Source organism: Kitasatospora sp. NPDC024654 (assembly GCF_055559155.1).
Map to the genome: position 1 here is coordinate 36,814 of NZ_JBVHLF010000039.1, position 20,091 is coordinate 56,904.

Annotated in this window: 8 protein-coding genes; 4 read left to right on the plus strand and 4 right to left on the minus strand. The window is 69.7% G+C overall.

Going from position 1 to position 20,091, the window contains the following annotated elements:
• Positions 1-30 precede the first annotated feature (30 nt).
• The 4 genes from ACZ38L_RS22685 to ACZ38L_RS22700 are packed head-to-tail and all read left to right on the plus strand — an operon-like array spanning position 31 to position 9,503.
• A complete protein-coding gene (locus ACZ38L_RS22685) occupies positions 31-1,539 on the plus strand; it encodes a DUF2397 family protein (protein ID WP_465696386.1) in 1,509 nt (502 codons plus the stop codon).
• Complete coding sequence (locus ACZ38L_RS22690) at positions 1,539-2,849, plus strand: DUF2398 family protein (RefSeq protein WP_465696437.1); 1,311 nt, start codon at positions 1,539-1,541, stop codon at positions 2,847-2,849. The genes ACZ38L_RS22685 and ACZ38L_RS22690 overlap by 1 nt, the downstream gene beginning before the upstream one ends.
• The gene (locus tag ACZ38L_RS22695) at positions 2,849-8,224 is read left to right on the plus strand and encodes an SbcC/MukB-like Walker B domain-containing protein (protein WP_465696389.1); all 5,376 of its coding nucleotides are present in this window, start codon (positions 2,849-2,851) and stop codon (positions 8,222-8,224) included. Before ACZ38L_RS22690 ends, ACZ38L_RS22695 begins: the two co-directional genes overlap by 1 nt.
• Positions 8,217-9,503: a DUF2399 domain-containing protein gene (locus tag ACZ38L_RS22700; RefSeq protein WP_465696392.1), complete on the plus strand. Its 1,287-nt coding sequence runs from the start codon at positions 8,217-8,219 to the stop codon at positions 9,501-9,503. The genes ACZ38L_RS22695 and ACZ38L_RS22700 overlap by 8 nt, the downstream gene beginning before the upstream one ends.
• A gap of 351 nt (positions 9,504-9,854) precedes the next feature.
• Here the strand turns inward: ACZ38L_RS22700 and ACZ38L_RS22705 are convergent, their stop codons facing one another.
• Genes ACZ38L_RS22705 through ACZ38L_RS22720 form a run of 4 tightly spaced genes read right to left on the minus strand, consistent with a single transcriptional unit; the run spans position 9,855 to position 20,078 of the window.
• Positions 9,855-12,023: a DEAD/DEAH box helicase gene (locus tag ACZ38L_RS22705; RefSeq protein ID WP_465696394.1), complete on the minus strand. Its 2,169-nt coding sequence runs from the start codon at positions 12,021-12,023 to the stop codon at positions 9,855-9,857.
• Positions 12,020-13,366 carry a BREX system ATP-binding protein BrxD gene (gene brxD / locus ACZ38L_RS22710; protein WP_465696397.1) on the minus strand — a complete coding sequence of 449 codons (1,347 nt, stop codon included), beginning with the start codon at positions 13,364-13,366 and terminating at the stop codon, positions 12,020-12,022. The genes ACZ38L_RS22705 and brxD overlap by 4 nt, the downstream gene beginning before the upstream one ends.
• Entirely contained in the window at positions 13,366-16,137 is a 2,772-nt protein-coding gene (pglZ, locus tag ACZ38L_RS22715; RefSeq protein WP_465696400.1) for a BREX-2 system phosphatase PglZ, read from the minus strand. The genes brxD and pglZ overlap by 1 nt, the downstream gene beginning before the upstream one ends.
• Positions 16,137-20,078, minus strand: a complete 3,942-nt coding sequence (locus ACZ38L_RS22720; RefSeq protein ID WP_465696402.1) for a DUF6079 family protein — start codon at positions 20,076-20,078, stop codon at positions 16,137-16,139. Before ACZ38L_RS22720 ends, pglZ begins: the two co-directional genes overlap by 1 nt.
• Between the last annotated feature and the right edge of the window lie 13 nt (positions 20,079-20,091).

Genomic DNA, 20,091 nt, shown 5'->3' on the forward strand with positions numbered 1-20,091 from the left:
AAGAAATGCGCATGGAAGGAGGGGCTGAAGTTGAACGGCGCTTGGTGGCGGATGCTCGATACGGATCTTTTCGGCGTCTTCGCTGACAAGGACGACGAGCGGCGCGAATTGTCGGCTGCGGTGCTGGGAGCCCTGCTGTTGGCGAGCAGCCGTGGGCCGATGTGGACCCTGTCCGACATTCGCGGCCTGCTGGTGGAGGTCGGGTACCGCGATTCGGTCGGCAACGAGGTGTTGTCGGACGTGGTCGAGCGGCTGACCGACACCGGGTATGTGACCCGCTTCCGCGACTACAGCGCTCCGGTGGGGAGCTATGCGGAGGGCGCTCGTCGGCGTGAGGCGTGGTCGCTGACCCGGGAGGGGCGGGTGATGGTCGCGGCCGTACGGGATGCGGTGGGTCGCCTGGACCGCACGCTGCAGCTGCCGCCCCGGTTGCTCGATGCGGTGGAGCAGACCCTGCGCGGGCTACTGCACCACTATCGCGAGGATGCTGGGATGCTGGCGCCCGCCCTGCCGCAGGTCCATGCGCATTTGGAGCAGTTGCAGGAGGCCGGCGGTGACTTCTACAGCGCGGTCGGAGCGCTGGCCCAGAACGACGTCAGTGACGACACGGTGTTCGCCACCAGCCGCCGGCACATCCTGCTGGCGTTGCAGCATTTCGCGCGCCGCACCGAGCACTCGCTGGGCCGGGTACGTTCGGCCTTCGACCAGCTCGAGGCGGTCGGTCTCACTGTCGTGGTGCGGCAGGCGCTGCCGGACTCGGGTGTGCTGGAGCCTGCGGCGCAGGAGAGCTGGGTCGCGGAGAAGGTACGTGAACTGCGTGATCTGAAGGCATGGTTCGCCCCGCGGGGGTCGATCGAGCGGCTGGTGGCTGCGGCTGCGGATGCCATTCATGCCCTGCTCGGTGCTATCGACCGCCGCTACTACGCGACGACGCGCGGCAGTGATGTGGGCGCGGACTTTCGGCAGATCGCCAGGATGCTGCACGCCCAGCCGAGCACCGCCGATGTCTACCAGGTGTTCGCAGCAGCGTTCGGGATGTGGCCTGCGCGGCATCCGCTCGCGCCGGGTGAGGAGGACGTAGCGGTGTACGACCGTGCGCAGGACGGCGGGTGCCATGAGGTGAAGGTGGTTCTGCGCCGCAGCGAGCGGGGAGCGCAGTCGACGGGGGTGCCGCGCAGGATTCCCGATCTGGATCGGGACCGGCAGCGGGGCGAGGAGGAGAACGACGCCGAGCTGGAGCTTCTGGAGATCATCGCTCGCGGCCTGGTCACTCCCGGGCCCGTGCCGTTGTCCTTCTTCGAGGGCCTGGCCGCCGATCACACCGCCGTGTTGATCGAGCTTCTGGAGGAGGCGTTGAACGGTTTCGACGACTCGGTGGGCTGCGGGTCGACCTCCACGGTGGGGGCCAGCCTGACGCTGTGGCCTGGCGAGATGGGGCGGATGGTGACGGTGGAGTTCGAGGAGGGGACCCTGACGGCACCCGATGTCCTCGTCGAGGTCCGCCTGCTGGAGTCTGGCGTGGAAGGGATGGCCGCGTGATGGTCACAGGCTCTCTTCCGATGTCACGCGGGGCGGGCGTCAAGCTGGAGCCCGAGGCTGGGCTGGTGGTGGCGCGGATGCTGCGACAGCAGATCCACTGCGTGGAGGCGGACCCGGAGACGTTCCGCTTGGCCGTGAACTACCAGCGGGAGGTGGCCGCCTGGTTCGACCGGACGGCCGGCTGGCGGTTCGAGGTCTACCGGACAGAGGGGGTGTGCCGGTTGTACAAGCGGCGCCGTGATCCGCCGGGCGACCGCGCTCCCGTGGTGAAGCGCAGCAAGTCCTCCGCCGTGGCGTCCCCGCTGGTGTTGGTTCTGGCGAGCCTGGTGTGCGAGCAATTGTGGCGCAGTACGCAGGCCACGTTCAACGATCTGCAGCGTGCGGTGGTCCAGGCGTGCGGGATGGAGGCCGACGCGGGGCGGTTGCCGCGCTTTCGGCCGGTTGCCGCAGCTGGGGAGAAGCAGGCGACTGCGGCCTCCCACCGGCTGGCGTTCATCGACGCGCTTCGGCTCTTGGAGTCGTGGCATGTCATCGCCTCGGATGCAGCGCTGGATCTTCTGGAGCAGGATCAGGGGCTGGACCTGGTCATCACGGCGCGTCGTGAACGCCTGGCCCTGTTGATCGCGTCCGTCGCGCCGTCGCTGCTGGACATTGACCTCGATGCGCCGCACACGCATGTCGGCGCGCTGTGTGCGGACCAGCGGGAGCTGCCCGAGGACGCGCCGGCGAAGGCGCATGAGAGGCGTCGGCGGCATCTGGCGATGCGGGCGGTGTTGGATGACCCTGGCCTGGCGCCGGATCCCGATACCGAGGTGGGGCGGTACCTGTCCTCCTACACGGGGCGGGAGCGTGCGCTGGACGCGGCTGCGGTGGCCGGGCTGGTGTGCACCGTTCGCCGGGACTGGTGGACGGTGGCCGACCCGCAGGGGCACACCACTGATCTGACGTTCCCTCACGGCCGCACGCTCGAGCAGCAGGGTGCGCTGCTGCTGTTGGACGCCTTGGCCGGGCGGGATGAGCCGATGGGGTGGTTCGGCATCGAGTGGGCGTGCGCCGAGCTGCGCGGGGTCCTGACCGAGCGCCCGTGGTGGGCACGCCGGTACCAGGGCCCCAACGGGGATCGGTCGCTGGCCGAGGCAGCGATCGGGCAGCTGCTTTCCGCCAGCATCGTTGCCGCCGATCCCCCGCCGGGCTCGGGCTGGCGGCCCACGCCGGCCATCCATCTGTGGCAGGTCCAGATTTCCCACGCCGCGAACGCGATCCAGGACACGGCAGGTGCCGACGGCGCCGCTGAACAGGAGAATCAGTGATGACTGAACACCACCGTACGCTTGAGAGCCTGGCCGGCCGCACCGGCTCACGCAGGAAGACCGTCGTGGTCGATCCGCACCCCGCCGCGGTGGGCAGGTGGCAACCGACCCGGGCCGGGGCGGTGAACTCCTGGCAGTGGAGCGAGGAGCAGTTCCTCTACAGCTCCGGATGGCTCGCCCTGGTGGGGATGAACGGCTCCGGTAAGTCCTTGACCAGCGGGGTCCTGTGCCCGACATTCATCGACGGCGAGATCAGCTCCAAGAGCCTGTCCGCCTCGGGCGAGGCGGCTGGCACCCTGACCTCCATCCACACCCAGGGCCGGCCGGGCCCGGCGAAGAGCGGCGCCTGGTGGCAGGAGTACGGCCGCACCGATCCGGGGCCCGACGGCCGGACGTGCACCCAGTGGCTGACCGCCGGGCTGTGGCTGAAGGCCAGCGGCGGCGAGCGCACAAGCCTGGAGCGGGCCTGGTTCCTGGTCCCCGCGCGGGTGAACGCGGGCCTGACGCTGGAGCATGACGGGATGCCGGTGGACATCGAGGACCTGGCGGCCCAGCTAGCCGAGCACGGCGGCCTGCTGTTCACCTCGAACACCCGGCTTGAGAACGCGTGCAAGGACCACGCCGCCGTGGTCCGCCGGGAAGACGAGTACCCCGAAGCGGTCCGCACAGCCATGTACCAGCCGCTGGACGCCTCGCAGATCGAAGCACTCGGGTCCGTCCTGCGCGCGCTGCGCAGCGTCCAGGCCAACGACAAGATCAGCCCCAGCTCGATGCAGGCCACGCTCACCTCCGCGCTGCCTTCGCTCGATGTGGCGCGGGTACAAAGCCTTGCGGACGCGCTGGCCAAGACAGAGCAGCTGCAGAACCGCCTTCGGGACGCCCGCCGGGAACAGGAGGTACTCAACAGCATCCGCAAGTTCTACCGGCGCTACGTCGCCGCGGCAGCCGCCAACGCCGCCGTGGGGTTGCGCGACGATCACGCGCAGCACTGCGAACTCGTGGCCGGCGAAGCGGCCCTGAAGGAGCGGAAGGCACAGCAGGAGGAGCGCCTACAGGCGGCTGGTGAAGCGATACGCGATGGGGAGCAGCAGCTTGTCCTGCTCGGCCGGACCATCAAGACGCTGGAGAGCCGGGTCCACGGGCACCCGGGCGCGAACCTGGACGATCTTGCCGTCCTCGCGCAGCAGCAGGAAGAGCGCGCTCGCGAGAGCGTGGAAGAAGCGCAGGCCGGTGCCGAGGCGCAGCAGCAGGCCGAGACTGTGAGTGCTGCCGCCTCGGGTGAGGCTGACACGGCCGTCGGACGGCTCGGGACGCTGACGTGTCAGGTCGGCCAGGCGGCGGGCGAGGTCGGTGGCAGTGCCTTCCACGCTTCGCTCGACGAGGTGACGGGGCGGCTCGCACAGGCGCGCGACGACGAGCCGGCCGCGGAGCTGGAGGCAGAGGTACGGGCTGTTCGCGCGCAGGCCGGCATCTGGCTGGATGCCCAGGCGACGGCCGCCGAGGACGTGAGTAAAGCCATCGGCGATCTCACCGCCAAGCTCGATGGCCAGGCCGACGCCCAGGAGCGCCACGATGCCGCCCGGCGCAAGTCCGAGGCGGCCGTGGAGCGGGCGCAGAGCCTGACGGACGAGGCGGAGCAGGCCGAGAATGCCGCGCGTCAGGCGCTGCAAGGGTTCGCCTCCCGTTTGGTGCGCCTGCCGCATCCCCCGCGCGCGCTCGTCGAGGGTGCCGTGCTGGACCCGCAGGCCGTCAGTGCCTGGCTCGAGGACGCCTCGGCCCAGGCGCTGGCCGACCTGGACTTGACCGGCGTGCAAGCGCACGCCCGTGCACTGGCCAACGGGGCGGCATCCGCCGCTGCCCAGGCCGAGATAGCTCGGATCACCAGTGACGAAGCCGGTGGGCGGCTTGCCGGGCAGACGGATGAACTCGCCCAGCAGGCAGCCGACTTGGCGAAGGTCCCCGATGCCGTCACGAGCCTGGTCGAGCGGTCACGCATGGTCGCCCGCTTCGCCGCCACTCCTGCCGCTGCCGGCGTGGAGCCGGCGCTTGGTGTCCGGGAAGAGAACCTTGATGGGCTGGCCGAGGCCGCGCGCAGCGAACTCGGACGGCGGCGAGCGCTGCTTCACGCCGCCTCCGATGCACTCGATGCCTCGGCCGTCGCCGTCAACGAAGCCGCGCGGCTGAAGGGCGAAGCCGCCGACGCGCAGAGTGCCGCGGACCAGGCGCGGCGCCAAGCCGACGGGACGAGTGCCAAGGCGCTGGACGCCGGGCAGAAATGGGCGATCAGCGTCCGGCAGTGGGCCGACTCACTGACCGTCCTCGAGCGTGATCGCCTGCGGCTGCCTGCTGCAGACGGTCGGCCTGTGTCGCTGGACGCACAGAACCTGCGGGACGACACGGTCACGGCTTACCGTCTCGCATCCACCCGGATCACCGCCGACCTGACCAACGCCCGCGCCGAGCTTGCCGCGTGCGAGGACCGGCTGGCCGACCTCGACGAGGAGATCGCCGAGACTCAGCGCAGCGAGGCCCGCCCGGGCCAGCCCGCCTGGAGGCCCTCACGCGCAGACCGGACCGGCGCACCGCTGTGGGCGCTGGTCGATTTCAGCGGGCACTTGCCGGAGGAGGAGGCCGGCCGCCTCGAGGGTGCACTGCTCACAGCGGGGATCCTGGACGCCTGGGTGTCACCGGACGGTGAGCTGACGGCAGGCGATGTCACGCTGGTCGCGACCGCCACCCTCGATGGCCCCACGCTCGCCGACCTGCTGGTACCCGACGCACACGGCCCGCTGCCGGCAGAGCTCGTCCAGCAGACGCTGGCCGGTATCCGAGTCCTGGAACATGGCGAGCAACCCGCTGCCGGGCAAGCTGCCTTCGCCAAGGACGGCGCCGTCCACCTCGGCCCGCTGATCGCCCAGAGTCCCAACGGCTGGATGCCGCGCTACATCGGCGCCTCCGCCCGTGAGCGCATGCGTCAGATCCGGCTCGCCGAGCTGCGCGAGCAACTCGCGGATGCGGCCGACTCCCTCGATGCTGCCGAGGCCCGCGTCGAGGCGCTCACCACTCAGCTGGCCACCGCCGCCTCGGAGCAGACCTTGCCCGACCCGGGCCCCTGGCTGCAGCTGGAGACCGCGGCTGCGACCACTGCCTCCGAAGCCGAGAGGCAAGAGAGCGTGGCACAAGAGGCCGTCCGCGCCGCCGAGGTCGCGCTCGGCAAGGCCGCGCAGGCCGAACGTTCTGCCACCGTTGCGTGCGACAACGCTTTCGTCGACGCGACGAGCCAGGCCGTGCGGGTCGCGCAGGAGCGGTGCGCCGACCTTCCCGGTTTGGTTGCCGCGTGCCTTGAGGCTGCTCGCACGGCCCTCGCCGGCGCGAACGCCATGCACGCCGCCGCGGCCCAGGCCAGCAGCGTGAAGGCCGCGCATGCCGAGGCCGAAGCCGCCTGGCAGGCCGCGCGCCGAGCCTCCGAGGAGATCGAGAAGGACCGGTCCAGTCTCCCAACCGAACTCGCGAGCGTGCTGCCAACGCGAGCCGGTGCTGATGAGGCGCAGCGCCTGGCCGGCGAAGCCGCCAGCGCCCTGATCGAAGCGGAGCAGGACCTCGGGCGGCACAGCGCCCTGGTCCGCGAGGCCACCAAGGCCATGCACCGCAAGGCGCGCATGCCGCACGGAAGTCTGCCGATCGAGTCGGAGGCCCTGGATGGCTACCGGTCGGCGGTGCGCAACCTCCAGCGCCAGCTGACCGAGTGGGCGGATGCGGCCACCCGTGCCTACTTCACTCTTGCCACCGCGGCCCGGCTCCGCGCCGTAACCACCGGGGCGCAGCGCCACGCCGCCGCGCTGCGCAGCCGCGCCGAGGCGGACACCGCCGCCGCCACCACGGCCCGCCATCACTACAACGAGGAACTGCGCCAGCACGATCAGCCCTACCGGGACCTTCAGGTCGAGCTGGAACAGCGCCGCAACGACGAGGTACAGCTACGCGAGCGCCTGACGGCCGACCGGCAGCAGGAGAAGGAAGCGGAGGTGGGGCTCGCCGTCGCCGCCCAGGAGATGACCGCCAAAGCGCAGGCGCTTCAAGGTTCCGCAACGTCGGTCGGCATGGCGCTGGAGATCCTTCAGGGCTTGTTCGACCACGGTCTCGTCGACGAACTCGCCGGAGGGGAGGTCCTCAGCCGTCCCGAGGACGCGGGCGAGGGCATCCACACGGCCCAGCTGATCCTCGAGCAGCGGGGCCTGTCGGTCGAACTGAATTCTGAACAGGCGCGCCTTGGCGAACAGTCGGCCCGCACTGCCTTGGAGGGGCGTATCCGTACGGTCCTTGAGCAGCTGCTGCGGATCCGCCGGTACGTCACCACCGAGGAGGCTCCCGGCACCGGCTGGCGGCGCATCGTGGTCACCGAACACGGCCACGATGTCGAAACCGGCGCAAGCGCATCCGCCGCGGGAGCCAAGACACTCCGGCAGGCGCTGGCCGAACTCGAGGTCGCCATTGCGTCGCTCGAGGAGGACTTCAACGATCAGGTCCAGAGCGAGATCAAGGGCGTGGTCTTCTCCGAACTGCGCAAGGACATCAACGTCCGGATCCACACCGCGGAGAAGATCGTCAACGACATCCGCGACACGCTCAAGGACGTCCGCACAGGCGTGGCCCGGGTCGGCGTGAAGCTGGACTGGACGCCCAAGACCAACGACCCTGTCGCTCGCGAGGCCCGCTCGCTCATCCGCGACGTCAACCATGAGGACAACTTCGACCAGATGTACGACTTTTTCGTCGAGCAGCTGAAGAACGAGGAGAGCAACCACCCCACCTGGGCCAAGCGTGTGGAGCACGTCTTCGACTACCGCAACTGGTACACGTGGGAAATCTCCGTCACCCATCGCTCGTTCTCCGAGGACCCGAACAGCGACGACGAGGTCTTCAAGGCCGTCTCCCCTCGCCGCAACCCGCTTTCCAACCTGTCAGCGGGTGAGAAGCGCCTGGCCACCATGCTGCCTCTACTCGCCGCAGCGCACGCCTTCTACTCCACTGCCGGCTACGAGGGTCCGCGGGCGGTCTTCATCGACGAACTCAACGCCGCACTCGACGCCCCGAACCTGCGCATGCTGCTGAAGCTCCTGCACACCTGGGACTTCGACGCCATCGTCACCCTGCCCGCGATGCAGCCGCTCCTAGTCCCTGAGACCGGGACCGTGGGCATCCACCGCATCCACCAGAAGAGCGACACCATGCGCTACACCATCCCTAGCATCTGGACCGGACGTGGCACACCGCAGACCGCCCGCATCCAGGTCGGCCAGCCCGTGACCGACACCGATGGACCTGAGCACGGCTCTGTCATCTCCATGGCCTCGCCGGAGGCAGCTGATGTCTGATCTCACCGATCCCGACATCCGTCCGCTCTGGGAGGCGATCGCCGCCCGCCTCGCGCGCGGGGACGAGCCCACCTCGATCAAGAGCGTCACTGCCCCACTCTCCCGAACCGGCCAGGCGATGGTCTCCGGCTGGCTCGCCCAGGGTCGGCGTGCCAGCAGCCGGGCAACCCTGCTGCGTGCGGTTCGAGGCGGCTTCGCCATCCCGATCCCCCGGCTACTGGCGGCCCTCGGCTACATACCCGGCGACCTGCGCGCCCTGGTCGAGGAGGCCGGGGTGGAGGTTCCCGACACCGCAGGCATACGCCGGGCCGCCGAGCACATGCGCAATGACATCAACAGCTACGCCGGACTCGCCTTGCCCGATGCACCGTTGCTAACGGCACGGCTACGGGGGTACGGCATCAGCGACGACACCATCGTCGAACGGCGTCGCCTCATCGACGCGCTGTCTCAGGTTCGCGCGCTGCTGCCGTTGCCAAGGCCCGTGACGCTGGCCCGGCTCGCCCACCACTGCACCGGCGACCCACACTACTTCGACCTCAACGAGAACGGACACGGAGACAAGCTGCTACTCCTGGCCCGTGATCTCCTGCAGGCCGAACAACCCGATACGCCGGCCGCCGACCGCGCGCTGCTGGCCCGGCTCGGCATCGTCGCCGACCGCCTATCCCAGACGGTCCTCGTCCTTAACGTCGGCGCTACCGGCGACGGGCCGACCGACCGCGCCCTGAACCTCGCCCGGGCGGACAAGCGCCCAGTCCACCTCACGCTCCACGACCTGACCGCCCACCCGCCGGCGCTGGATCCCACCCGGGCCTGGCTGGTCGTGGAGAACCCCTCCGTCGTCGACGAGGCCCTGATGCGCAAGGTCAACCGCCCGATCGTCTGCACCTCGGGCACTCTGACCGCCGTCGACCACACCCTGCTCGGCCTCGCCCGCGACTGCGGCGTACCGCTCGAGTACTCGGGCGACCTCGACCCAGCCGGCCACGCCATAGCCGCCGCCGTCCAGGCGCGGTACCAGGCCACCATCAGGTGCATGGACGAGGCCACACGGCTGCGGATCGCAGCAGCTTGCGCCGCACCAGAACCCCCTACGCTCCGGGTGAGAAAGCAGCACTCGGCACCCCTGTGGTCGACGTCATCAGGTGACGTGGCCGACCAGGTGGTCAGCCTGTCAGGCAACTCGGCGATCTTCCAGGAACACCCGGCTCTCCTCGATCTTCTCCTCGGCCCGGGCGAACACGATCCGCTGCCTGGACAGCGGTATGGCGGCTAGGCCGAGGCTCGTGCTCGGATGCCAGGGACAACCTGCGCGCCCCGGACGACGAACCGAACGTCATCCCCCGACCGCCACCGCAGTCAGGCCCCGCCGAATACTCGGCGGCCTACTCAACGAGTACCACGCCACCCCGCAGTCCGCAGGAAACTCCCAGATCAGCGGCCTTGATCGGAGTTGTGACACCCTTCAGGCAGCCGCCTACCGGGCATCGGCTCCTGATGACAGGAGACTCGGCCTCAAGGCCGTCGCCACCCTGCAACTGCTGCCTCTCACCGGCCACCGCGAGACTGTCCAGCAATAGGTTCCCGCTCGGCCGTTCCTCTCCCATACTGATTCTCTTCCGCAGTCTCAGGCTGTGCGCACAGAGAAGCGCACTGGTCCTGACAACACCGTCGTCGCCGAATCGAGGTCTGCCAGCCGGGACGCAAGTGTAGCCATGGCGAGCCGCTCCGGAAGGGCCTCGTGGAACTTCAACCCACGCATAGCCTTCACGTCGACATCGGGCAGGCACAAACGTGAGACAACATCCGCAGTGCCTGCCTTCCACATCTGCGGGGTGAGGTCCGTGCGTAGGCGCAGGTATTCGTCGGAGAAGCGCTGGCGTTCGTCGGTGAGGCCGGCGAGGGTGGCGGTGAGGGTGGCGTTGGCGCGGTAGCCGGCCCAGGTCCACCATCGGATGTCGTCGCCGACTCGGGTGATGACGGTGCCGCCGGGGTGGACGGTGTCGACGTTCTGCTCCCGCACGTGGGCGAGTTGCTGGGTGGCTCGGCGGGTGAGTTTGACCGGCGGGTCGGTCCCGATCAGGACGTCTCGGGCGGCCTGGTTGAGCGCGTAGGAGGTTCCGCTGTAGCCAGTGCCGAACCAGCGTGCGCGGCCCGCGAGGTCTGAGGGTTCGACGTAGCAGCGGCGCCTGGTCCAGTCGATCCAGGTGACCTTCCAGCTTCGCCCGCCGAGGAGGAGGACCCGTGGGCCGTCGATCTTCTCGGTGAGGAGCATGGGGTCGGTGCGGCCGATCTCCTGACGGCCGGCGAGGACGGTGAATTCGGGCGGTGCGGTGAAGACCGCGGTGATGCCCATGAAGTGGCGGCGCCCGAACTTCTCCTCGGCAGCCGGGCCGATGAACAGCAGCTCACCGTCCTGGTCGAGGAAGCCGTCGTTCACCAGGTGCCGCAGGATGGGTTCGGCGCTGCGGTCGAACGGCGGGAGGCCGTTCCAGCCCTGGTTCCAGAGCCCTTGGGCAATCTTGTGCTCTTGCAGGCTGAGAGCCAGGAGTTGCTGGGCAACGATATGCCGGGGCTCGGGCGGGGCGGTGACTGGCTCGATGTAACCGCGGCCCCACAAGACGAGCAGTGCCGAGGCGCTCAGCAGTGCCTCGTGGCTGCGGGCGAGGAAGAGGCAGTTGCGGTTGGAACCTGCGCGGCGTCCGGTGCGGCCGATGCGTTGGAGGAAGGAGGCGACGGTGGTGGGGGCGTCGATCTGGATGACGCGGTCCAAGTCGCCGACGTCGATGCCGAGTTCGAGGGTGCTGGTGGAGACGATGACGCAGTCGCGGGCCTCGGCGAAGGCGGCTTCGGCGCGGCGCCGTTCGTCAAGGGAGAGGGAGGCGTGGGAGAGGAAGGTGGTGACGCCTGCGGCTCGGAGTGCGGCGCCGAGTTCTTCGACGAGTTGCCGGGAGTCGCAGAAGACCAGCCGTTTCTCGCCGCGGTGGAGGGCGGCGATGACTTTGGCCGCGTTGGCGGTTGATCCGACGTAGTCGAGTTCGATGTCTCCCGGTGGTGTCACCGTTGTGGCGTCGGCAACGGCTCGTGGGGCGAGATCGACGCCGGGGGCGACGACCTGGGCGGGGCGCTGGCCGCGGCCTGAGCCTTGCAGCCAGTGGAGGAGGTCGCCCGGGTTGCCGACCGTGGCAGACAGGCCGATGCGCTGAATGGGTCGTCCGGCGAGGTGCTGGAGGCGTTCGAGGACGGCGAGCAGGTGCCAGCCGCGGTCGTCGCCGGCGAAGGCGTGGACCTCGTCGACGACGATGGTCCGGAGGTCGGCGAAGAGGCGGTGCTGGTCGACCTTGGTGCTCACCAGCATGGCCTCGATCGACTCGGGCGTGGTGAGCAGGATGTCCGGCGGGTCGGTGAGGATGCGTCGGCGTGCGGTCTGGGGGATGTCGCCGTGCCAGAGTGCCGCGCGCCGTCCGAGCCACCCGGCGTACGTTTCGAGGCGTGGCAGGAGGTTGTTCAGCAGGGCCTTGAGCGGGCACACGTACAGCACCGACAGGCCGGCCCAGCGGTGCTGTTCCATGGCGGACAGCAGCGGGAACGATGCGGCTTCGGTCTTGCCGCCAGCGGTGGGGGCGAGCAGGACCGCGTCCGATCCGTCGAGCAGCGGGGCGATGGCCTCCTGCTGGAGGGGGCGGAGTTCGCGCCAGCCGAGGGAGTTGACGATGTGGTGGACGAGAGCGGGCTGGAGCCGGGACAGCGCGGCCGTCCCGGCCCCTGAGCCGGATGGTGTGTGGGCGTCGCTCATAGGTCGAGCTCGATATCGCCCGCGGAAGCAGCGCTGCGTTCGGCTTCACTCAACTCGGCCGAGGAAAGGGTGAGGGCGTAGTGCCGGCGTGGGTCGAAGTCGTCGAACTCGTCAACCCGGTCGAGGACGTCGGCGACGAGTTTGCGCAGGAAGACGCGCGGTGCGATGCCGACCTGGCCGCCGAGTCCTCCGGTGACGGCGGTGGCGAGTTCGGCGATGTAGGCGTTGTCGACGAGTTCGGCAACCCGGTCCGGGTTGCGGGCGGCTCCGGCGTACAGGTCTCTGACGCTGCGGCCGAGTTCGCCGAGCCGCTCCAAGTCGAAGCCGGCGAGGCGCAGTTGGACCGCGCGGGGTGAGTCGAAGCGCGGGTCGGTCGTGAAGTCGGTGGCCAGGCGCTGTGCCAGCGGGGGGAGCCTCTGCACACCCTGCTGTCCGTCGTAGAACGCGGGCGTGCCGGTGATCACCAGGAACAGGCCGGGGAAGCGGCCGGCGTCGATCTCGTCCAGCAGCTGCCGCAGGGCGTTGAGGCCCTTCTCCCGGACGTCGCCTCGCACTCGCTGGAGGGTCTCGATCTCGTCGAGGACGAGCAACAGACCGGGGTGTCCGCAGTCACGCAGGACGGTCAGCAGCCCCTGGAGGAAGCCAAGGGCTGCAAAGTGGTCCAGGTCTCCGCGAACGCCTGCCGTCCGGCGGGCGCCGGCTGCCACGGACTTCTGACCTCCGAGCCAGGCGATGAGCGCCTCGGCCGTTGCGGCGTCGCCTGCGGCCTTGGCATGGCGGTAACCGCGCAGGGCCGCTGCGAAGGCGGGTGTGGTGCGGGCGACGTCGGCGAGACGGGACTCCATGAGCGCATCGACGGCCTTGTCGAGGGCTTCGGTGTCGTCCTCCGGTACGTCTCCGGCGTCGAGGACTTCCTCTTCCAGCGTGTAGAACCAGGAGTCGACGATGGCGCGCAGGGCGCTCGGGGCATGGCTCGCGGTGGACAGGCGTTCGGTCAGGCGCCGGTAGACCGTCTCCAGCCGGTGGAGCGGAGTCTCGGTCTCGGAGATCTGGATCTCGGCCGTGGCCAGGCCCATGCGCTTGGCGCGCTCGGCCAGCCAGCGTGCGAAGAAGGTCTTGCCTGAGCCGTAGTCACCGCGGACGGCGTGGAAGGCCGCGCCGCCTCGGGTGACGACGGTCAGGTCGTCGTCGAGGGCCCGCTCGAAGCGGTCGAGGCCGACTGCGAAGAGATCGAGCCCGAACTGGGGCACGGTGCCGCGGCGCAGGGCATCGACCACGTCGCGGCGGCGGGCCGCGCTCACGGAAGCCGCGTGTCCCCCGGAGGGGGGCTGAACCGTGTTCATCAGCTGTCCACCTGGAACTGTTCACGGGCGAGCGGCACGTTGAGCCGCAGCCTGGTTCCGTTGTCGCTGAATTCCAGCACGGGGTAGCCCTCTACGTTCATGAGTCGTTGCAGTGTGGCGGCGAAGCCGTCGGCGTTGCGTCCGGCCTTGCCCGCTGCCGCCGCCACCGCGGTCAGGGACAGGACGCCGTCTGCCGCCACTAGTGCGTCGACGACGGCGGCCATGACCTCGGGCTCGGGCGGCTTGCGGACAAACTTCCGCTGGAAACGGAAGGTCTCGGACGCCACCAGCCGTGTCCCGAAGGAGGGGCCGTGGGCCGGGGCGCTAGTCTCAGCGGCTTCACGCGTCTCCTCTATAGGCCCCTGGCCATCCGTGGGCTTGGCCTCGGACGGCGAGTCGGTCTGCTCGGCGACACGTGCCGCATCGCGAGTGGTGCCGCCTGCGTTCCACCAGTATGGGGTGACGTCCTCCGGTGCGAGGAGGTGCCAGTCCTTGGGCGGGTCGGTGTCCACGGGCAGCAGCGTCAGGACCGGAATGGTCATCTCGGCGAGGGAGACGCCACCGTGGTAGCCCGCCTTGCGGGGCGTGTAGCGGATGTCTTCGCGCCACGGCGCGACGATGCGGCCATCACCCTCGAGCACGCGCGGTCCAGTGAGCAGGACTTCGCCGGAGCCCGGTTCGCCGAGACGCCAGCGCGCGGCACCGACACTCCCGGCGGCTACCGGGGCGTCGAGTCCTTCGCCCCGCTCGAGGACGTGACCGTGGTCGGCGACGATGACGACGGGTCGGCTGTAGAGCCGTGCGGCGGCGAGGAGCTCCTCCAGGTAGGTCACGTCGGCGAGCCGCCACCGTGTGCGGTCGCCCTGGGCCGCGTGGTCGAGTGAGTCGTCCACCGTGTTCAGCACAACTCCGACGACCGCCTCGCCAGCCAGCTCGCGCTGCAGCGTGTCGGAGAGCCGCTGGCCGGCCGCACCTCCTATGTCCGCCTTGTGGAACAAGACAGCCGAACGGCGCTGCCGGGACCAGAACGCCTCGAAACCGGGCTTCTCCACCGACTGGCCGCCCTGGGTGAGGCTGCCAGTGAGGAGGGAGGCCCGGCTGATGCGGGTGAGTGAGGGGATCGCGGCGACTGCGGCCGTGCGGCGGCCCCGGGCGGGGCCGGTCTCCAGCCAGCCGCGGCGGGCGAGTTCTTCGCCGAAGCCAACCGCGACTTCGCTGCTCATGCCGTCGACCAGCAGGATCAGCGGTGCCCGGCGCGACTTGCCGGCGAGCTTGACGGCGATGGTGTCGAGCACGTTCTCGACCGGGAGCGCCCCGGCCGGCGTTTGGCCGGTCGCGGTGCGTGTCCATTCACGCAGGTATCGGGCGAAGGTCTCGTCGATGACGGCGCGCCGCCCACGAGCAGCGTGGTAGACGCTGTGGTAGGCGGCACTGACCGGTTCCTGGGCATCAGCGTCGCCGGCCCACAAGACGGTGAGGGCGGCATCCACCCAACCCCAGTCGGCAAGGTGCTGCTCGACCGCGTCGGAGACAGAGGTTGCGGTCGGCTGCGGGCCGGCCAGCCAGCGGGCCAGGCGCACAGCTGCTTCGGCTGTGCGGACACGCGCGCGCAGCAGGCCCGCGAGGTGGTGGCGGCGCAGGTCCTCAAGGGCTGCCTCGGCCGCGGCGAGGTCGCGAGTGCGGGGGCCGGAGGGGTCGAGGACAGCCGCGAGCGCGTTGAGGCGAGCCTGGAACCCGGAGGGCAGGTACACGTTGCCTGCAAGGGCTTCGGTCAGGCCGGCTTCCTGAGCCTGCCGGTCCGCCTGCTCGAGAACATCGAGGGCCCGGTTGCGGGCCTCGTGCTGTTCCGGTCCCGCCTGCTCGGCCTGCAGCAGCCAGCGGATCAGTGTCCCCTCGACCGCGAGGGTGAAGGGACGCAGGTCGGCAGGCTTGGGCCGGATGGTTCCGAACAGTCCGCCGAGCGCGAGGCCAGTCTCTGCCGATGGAGCAGGACCGGCCACCACGGAGCCGACAACCCCGAGGGCCATAGCTTCCTGACCGCGGCCCGCGGCGCACAGGTCGAGCAGCAGCGACGCCGCGTTGCCGGCGACCTTGGTCAGCCAGTCCCGAATACCCTGCTGCTCGTCCTTGACCAGTGCCGCGTAGGCGGCGGGCCCGAAGGGGCTGCGGGACCAGGCCAGCAGGGTGTCGGCGTCCAGCGGGGTGTCGCGACGACCATCTCCGCGGGTGCCGGCCGCGTCGGGGGATGCCCGGCTGATCGACAGCCTGGCCTCGACGAGTGCGCGCATCGCCGCATCCAGCGTGAGCACGGAGCCCAGCCGCGGCCAGCCGCCATGGGGCTCTGCTTCGAGGAGGGCGTTCACCAGCCAGGATTCCGCGCGGATGCGCGGGTCGAGACCGGTGGCGCCGAATCGCAGCCGGACGATCTCCGCCCGGTCGACGCTGAGGACCTGGCGGCGCAGGGCGTGGCCGAGCACGTCCCAGCCGAGCTGCTCGTCCTCGACCGTGGTGGTGACCACGAGCACCGAACCCGGGCCTGTGGCTTCTTCCTGGTGGCGGTGCCAGGCGTCGGAGATACCGAGGACGGAGTGCTGCTCCACGACCTCGATCCGGCGCTTGTCATCAGCCACGGAGGCGGTGAACTCGGCAGCCGCGCCGGTCTCGTACCGGCCGTGGACCAGGACGAGTCGGCGGTCCGGCTCGTTGGGAAGCTCCAGACGCAGAAGTGCTTCGATGACCCGGCGGTTGACCAGGGGTGGCTGGGCCGACATCACTCCGCCGTCCCTTCGCTCACGGTACCGCCCGCTCCGGGCTCGTCCGCGGGCTTCCACCCGATCTCGATCTCCGTATCCGGGTTGGTGGCGGCGAACTCACGGATCTCGCCGAGCAGATCCGCCAGCGCGCGTTCGAAGGCGGTCTCCCCGGCCCGGGCTGCCACCCTGCGGGTGGAGCGGCGCGGCACGGCTGCCGCAGGACCAGCCGCAGCGGTAGTTCCAGCGTGAACGCCTGGCGCGCTCGGCTCTACGGGCGAGGTGGGCAGGGGCGGCTGGCCGTGGAAGGTCAGGCTGACCTGGCCGGCCTCGGTCGGCGGCTCCTCCTGCGCCGGGGAGGACACTGGCGGTGCGGCAGGGGGTGCCACCGGTGCGGCGACAGGGGCCAGCCTGGCCGCGTCCCTGATCAGCGCCAGGGATTGCGGCTGGATCTTGTCCAGGACGGGTGCGAGCTGGCGAGCGAACTCGTCCTCGTGAGCGGCACGTTCCACCTCGGCGATCAGTCGCTGCGCGCGGTCGCCGATCCCGTCGGTCCGTCCGGTGTACTCGCGCACGGTCTCCAGCAGATCCCACTGCGTACGGTCGAGTGCTCCGAGGACGGTCTTCGCTGAGCCGACGGCGGCGCCCAGCTCCTGATCGGTGATGTCGTACGCGACCGCGGCGAGTTCCTTGACCAGCGGGGTGTCGTCCTGGTGCCGCGTCAGTCGCTGGACGAGGTCCGCGGCATGTCGAGCCGCCAGCAGGCGGGGCGCACGCGAATCGTTAAGGCCCAGCGCGGTAGCGTGCTGCGGCTTTCCGAGGGAGCTGCGCACCCCTTCGACGGCCGGCTCCACTGCCTCGACCTTCTCACGCACCGCTGCCGCGAGCTTCGCGACGTTGCGGGCGAACAGCACAGGCGGCACTCCGGAGACGCCAAACAGCGCCGCCGCACGCTCCCGCGCGGTGGCGAACTCGGCCTCGGTAGGCTTCTCCTGAGCCCGCAGGACGTGGCCGGCCCCGATCGCCTGCAGGGGCGGCGCCGTTGGTTCAGGCTTGCCGTTGTAGACCCAGGAGCGGTCGGCCAGCAGTGCGTAGGTGGCAATCAGCAGACTGCTGACCTGCTTGTCCAGTCCGGTCCAGCCGAGCTTGGCGATCCACTGGCGGATGTCTTCCACCTTGTAGTCGCCGGTGACCTGCTGCTGGGCGGCGTACTGGTCGATCCGCCGGCGCCACTCGGTACTCAGGGTCAGCGGACCGTCGTGGACCTCCCCAAGCTCCAGCGGGTGCACGACCTTCTTGACGACGGCCATCTGCCCGCGGTCGAGTTCCACGCGCCCGGAGCCGTCCTCCATGGCCTTGGTGATCCAGCCGAGCACGGTCTTCAACTCGGCAGGGGTGATCGCCTTGCGGTTGCCGGACGGGTCGAAGTTGGGGTGCTTGGGATACAGCTCCTGGAAGACGCCGTCGGCGACCCGGAGCATGTTGCCCTTGAAGCCAGCGGCGGCCTCCAACCGGGGCCTGTGGCCGGGCAGCATCGACAGCAGGTGGCCATCCTCTCCCACCGGTGCGCCGGCGTTGGCCTCGTCCAGGCGGCTGATGCCGTACAGCTGGCCGAGCGTGACGGTGAGCTGGGAGGTGAGGTTGTCCCGCTGTGCCTGGAGCTGGTGGCGCATGCGGATGCGGTCCTCGGTGGAGTAGTTGACCGCGAGGTCGTCGAGGCGCTCCCGCTCCAGCAGGTAGTTGATCTTCAGGAGCCGTCCGAGCTGGCCAGCACGCTGGCGCGAGAGGTGCGCCGGCAGCCACACCACGGTGGGCTGGTGGTGCCGTTCGTCCCGCAGCAGTTGACGGACCCGTGCGGCGTCGTTGCTCGGGTACTGGCCGGCGACGTCGAACGGGTAGTCGATGACGAAGCGCACCCGACCGTCCACCGAGGGGATGAAGTGGTCGTCCGGGATCTCCTGGGCGTCACGGACGTTGCCGAACACGAACTCGGCGGCGCGCTTGGTGCCGCGCCACACGATCTCGTGCTCACAGACGAACGCCTCGGTGTCCTTGATACCCAGCGCGTTCCAGAGGGTCTCCTTGATCCAGACGCGCCGTGCGCTCACTCGGTCGACCTCGCCGACGGCGTCCAGCAACGGTTCGACGTCGAGGTCGGACAGGTGAAGGGCGAACACCGGGTCGTTGCCGCCGTCCGAGCGCAGTTCCCCGCCGAACTCGCCCTGCAGTTCCTCCAGGCGCGCCAGGGCGACCTTGTCGTCGGTGATCGTGCGGGTGCGCTTGACGGAACCGTGGTTGAGGTCCGCGAGGCGGCGCGCGGTCAGCCGGGCCAGAGCCGGGACCTCGGGGGTCAGGTAGGCCAGCAGGAGAGTCTTGACGAGCCGATCGGTGGCCCGGAAGTCAGCGCTCTCCTCGCCCTGGTAGCGCTCCACCATCCAGAGGCGAACCTTCTCGTAGAATCGGTTGGCCTGCTCACCCTCCTTGCGGAGCTTCTCGGTGAACGCGTCGCCCATGCCGCCGGAGAGGACGTCCCACAGGTCGCCCAGCGGGATGATCTGGCCGACCTTCATGTCTGCGCGGCGCCGCCACAGCAACTCCTGGAGCAGCTTCAGACCGGTCCGCTCCCGCTGGAGCGCACCCGACAGCGCAACCAGGACGTTCAGCAGGGCCGGCGTCAGCGGGTACACGTCGCGGAAGTCCGACCAGTCCGCCTGAGTCGCGCCCTGCGAGTCGAGCAGCGCGTCCTTGACCCGCGCGTTCGCCTGCTCAAAGTCGGCGAACGCCGCGTCCAGAGCCGCCCGCGCTTCCGGAGAGCTGGGCTTCAGCACACGCTCCTTGATGATCGCCGGGAGGTTCCGGTCCTCCAGGTTGATCACGTCGAAGCGCTCTGCGAGGTAACCGACCTGGGACTCCAGGTTCTTGACCTCGGCGCCCGTGACGTCCTCGCCGACGAGCTGGGAGAGGTTCCTCTGCCGAGAGATGAAGGAGACGATCGGCACCGGCCGGTCCGCCACCCCCGACTCGATGATCTTGACGAGCTTGCCGACCTCGGTCTTCACGAAATCCTGGTCGCTCATCCTGGCCTGGAGCCAGAGGATCAGCTCGTCGAGGAACAGCACAATGCCGTCGTAGCCGAGCGACTTGGCGTGCCGGCTGATGACGGACAGGCCGTCCTCGAGCGGGATGAAGGCGTTCGCATCGCCGCTGGCGCCGCGAGCGTAGGACTTCATCGGGCCGCTGAGCAGTGCGGAGACCAGTGCCTCGCGCAGCGGGTCTCCGTGCGGGGCCGCGAACGCGCGGTCCAAGTCCGCGCTGGTCCAGCCGCTGGAGGGAGCCGCGGCTTCCTCCAGGGGCACTAGGTCGTCCTCGTCCGCCTCGCCGGGGTGGACCGTGCTACCGCCGACGGCCCGGTCCCCGAGCTTGCGGATGAACAGCTCGTCGCCCTCGATGCTGCGGTTGTAGCGCGCGTCATCCAGCATTGCGTCGGCCCGGTAGACCGGTGGCGTCGGCGCGTTCGGGTCCAGACGACGGATCGCCCGGACATAGCCGCCGAGCAGCGCGGAGTCCAGATCGGCGGCGCCGACGAGGTGATACGGGACCATGAGGAATCGGCGGTCGCGCAGCCAGTCGTCATGCTCGGCGATGACCTCCTGCAGACGCGGCTTGGAACGGGCCGCCGGCTCGTTGTTGAGCACCGCATGGAGCACCGACATGAAGTGGCTCTTACCGGAACCGAACGAACCGTGCAGGTACGCGGCGTTCGACGAACCGTCGCGGACGGAGCTGCGAACAAGGGTAAGCGCCTTGCCAAAGGCTTCCTTCAGCTGATCGGTGACGACGTACTCATCGACCAGGCGCTGGGTCTCTTCGAACCCGCCGGACAGCTCGACCTTGAACTTGCCGGCGAGGACCGCATCGGGGATGTCCAGGACGTCCCGGAGGAAAAGGTCAGTGCTGGACATCGCGGGTCGCGAT

Excerpts from the sequence above, each read along its gene's own strand:
- ACZ38L_RS22690 (WP_465696437.1), top strand. The coding sequence starts at position 1,539 with ATGGTCACAGGCTCTCTTCCGATGTCACGCGGGGCGGGCGTCAAGCTG.
- ACZ38L_RS22695 (WP_465696389.1), top strand. The coding sequence starts at position 2,849 with ATGACTGAACACCACCGTACGCTTGAGAGCCTGGCCGGCCGCACCGGC.
- ACZ38L_RS22700 (WP_465696392.1), top strand. The coding sequence starts at position 8,217 with ATGTCTGATCTCACCGATCCCGACATCCGTCCGCTCTGGGAGGCGATC.
- ACZ38L_RS22705 (WP_465696394.1), bottom strand. The coding sequence starts at position 12,023 with ATGAGCGACGCCCACACACCATCCGGCTCAGGGGCCGGGACGGCCGCG.
- brxD (WP_465696397.1), bottom strand. The coding sequence starts at position 13,366 with ATGAACACGGTTCAGCCCCCCTCCGGGGGACACGCGGCTTCCGTGAGC.
- pglZ (WP_465696400.1), bottom strand. The coding sequence starts at position 16,137 with ATGTCGGCCCAGCCACCCCTGGTCAACCGCCGGGTCATCGAAGCACTT.
- ACZ38L_RS22720 (WP_465696402.1), bottom strand. The coding sequence starts at position 20,078 with ATGTCCAGCACTGACCTTTTCCTCCGGGACGTCCTGGACATCCCCGAT.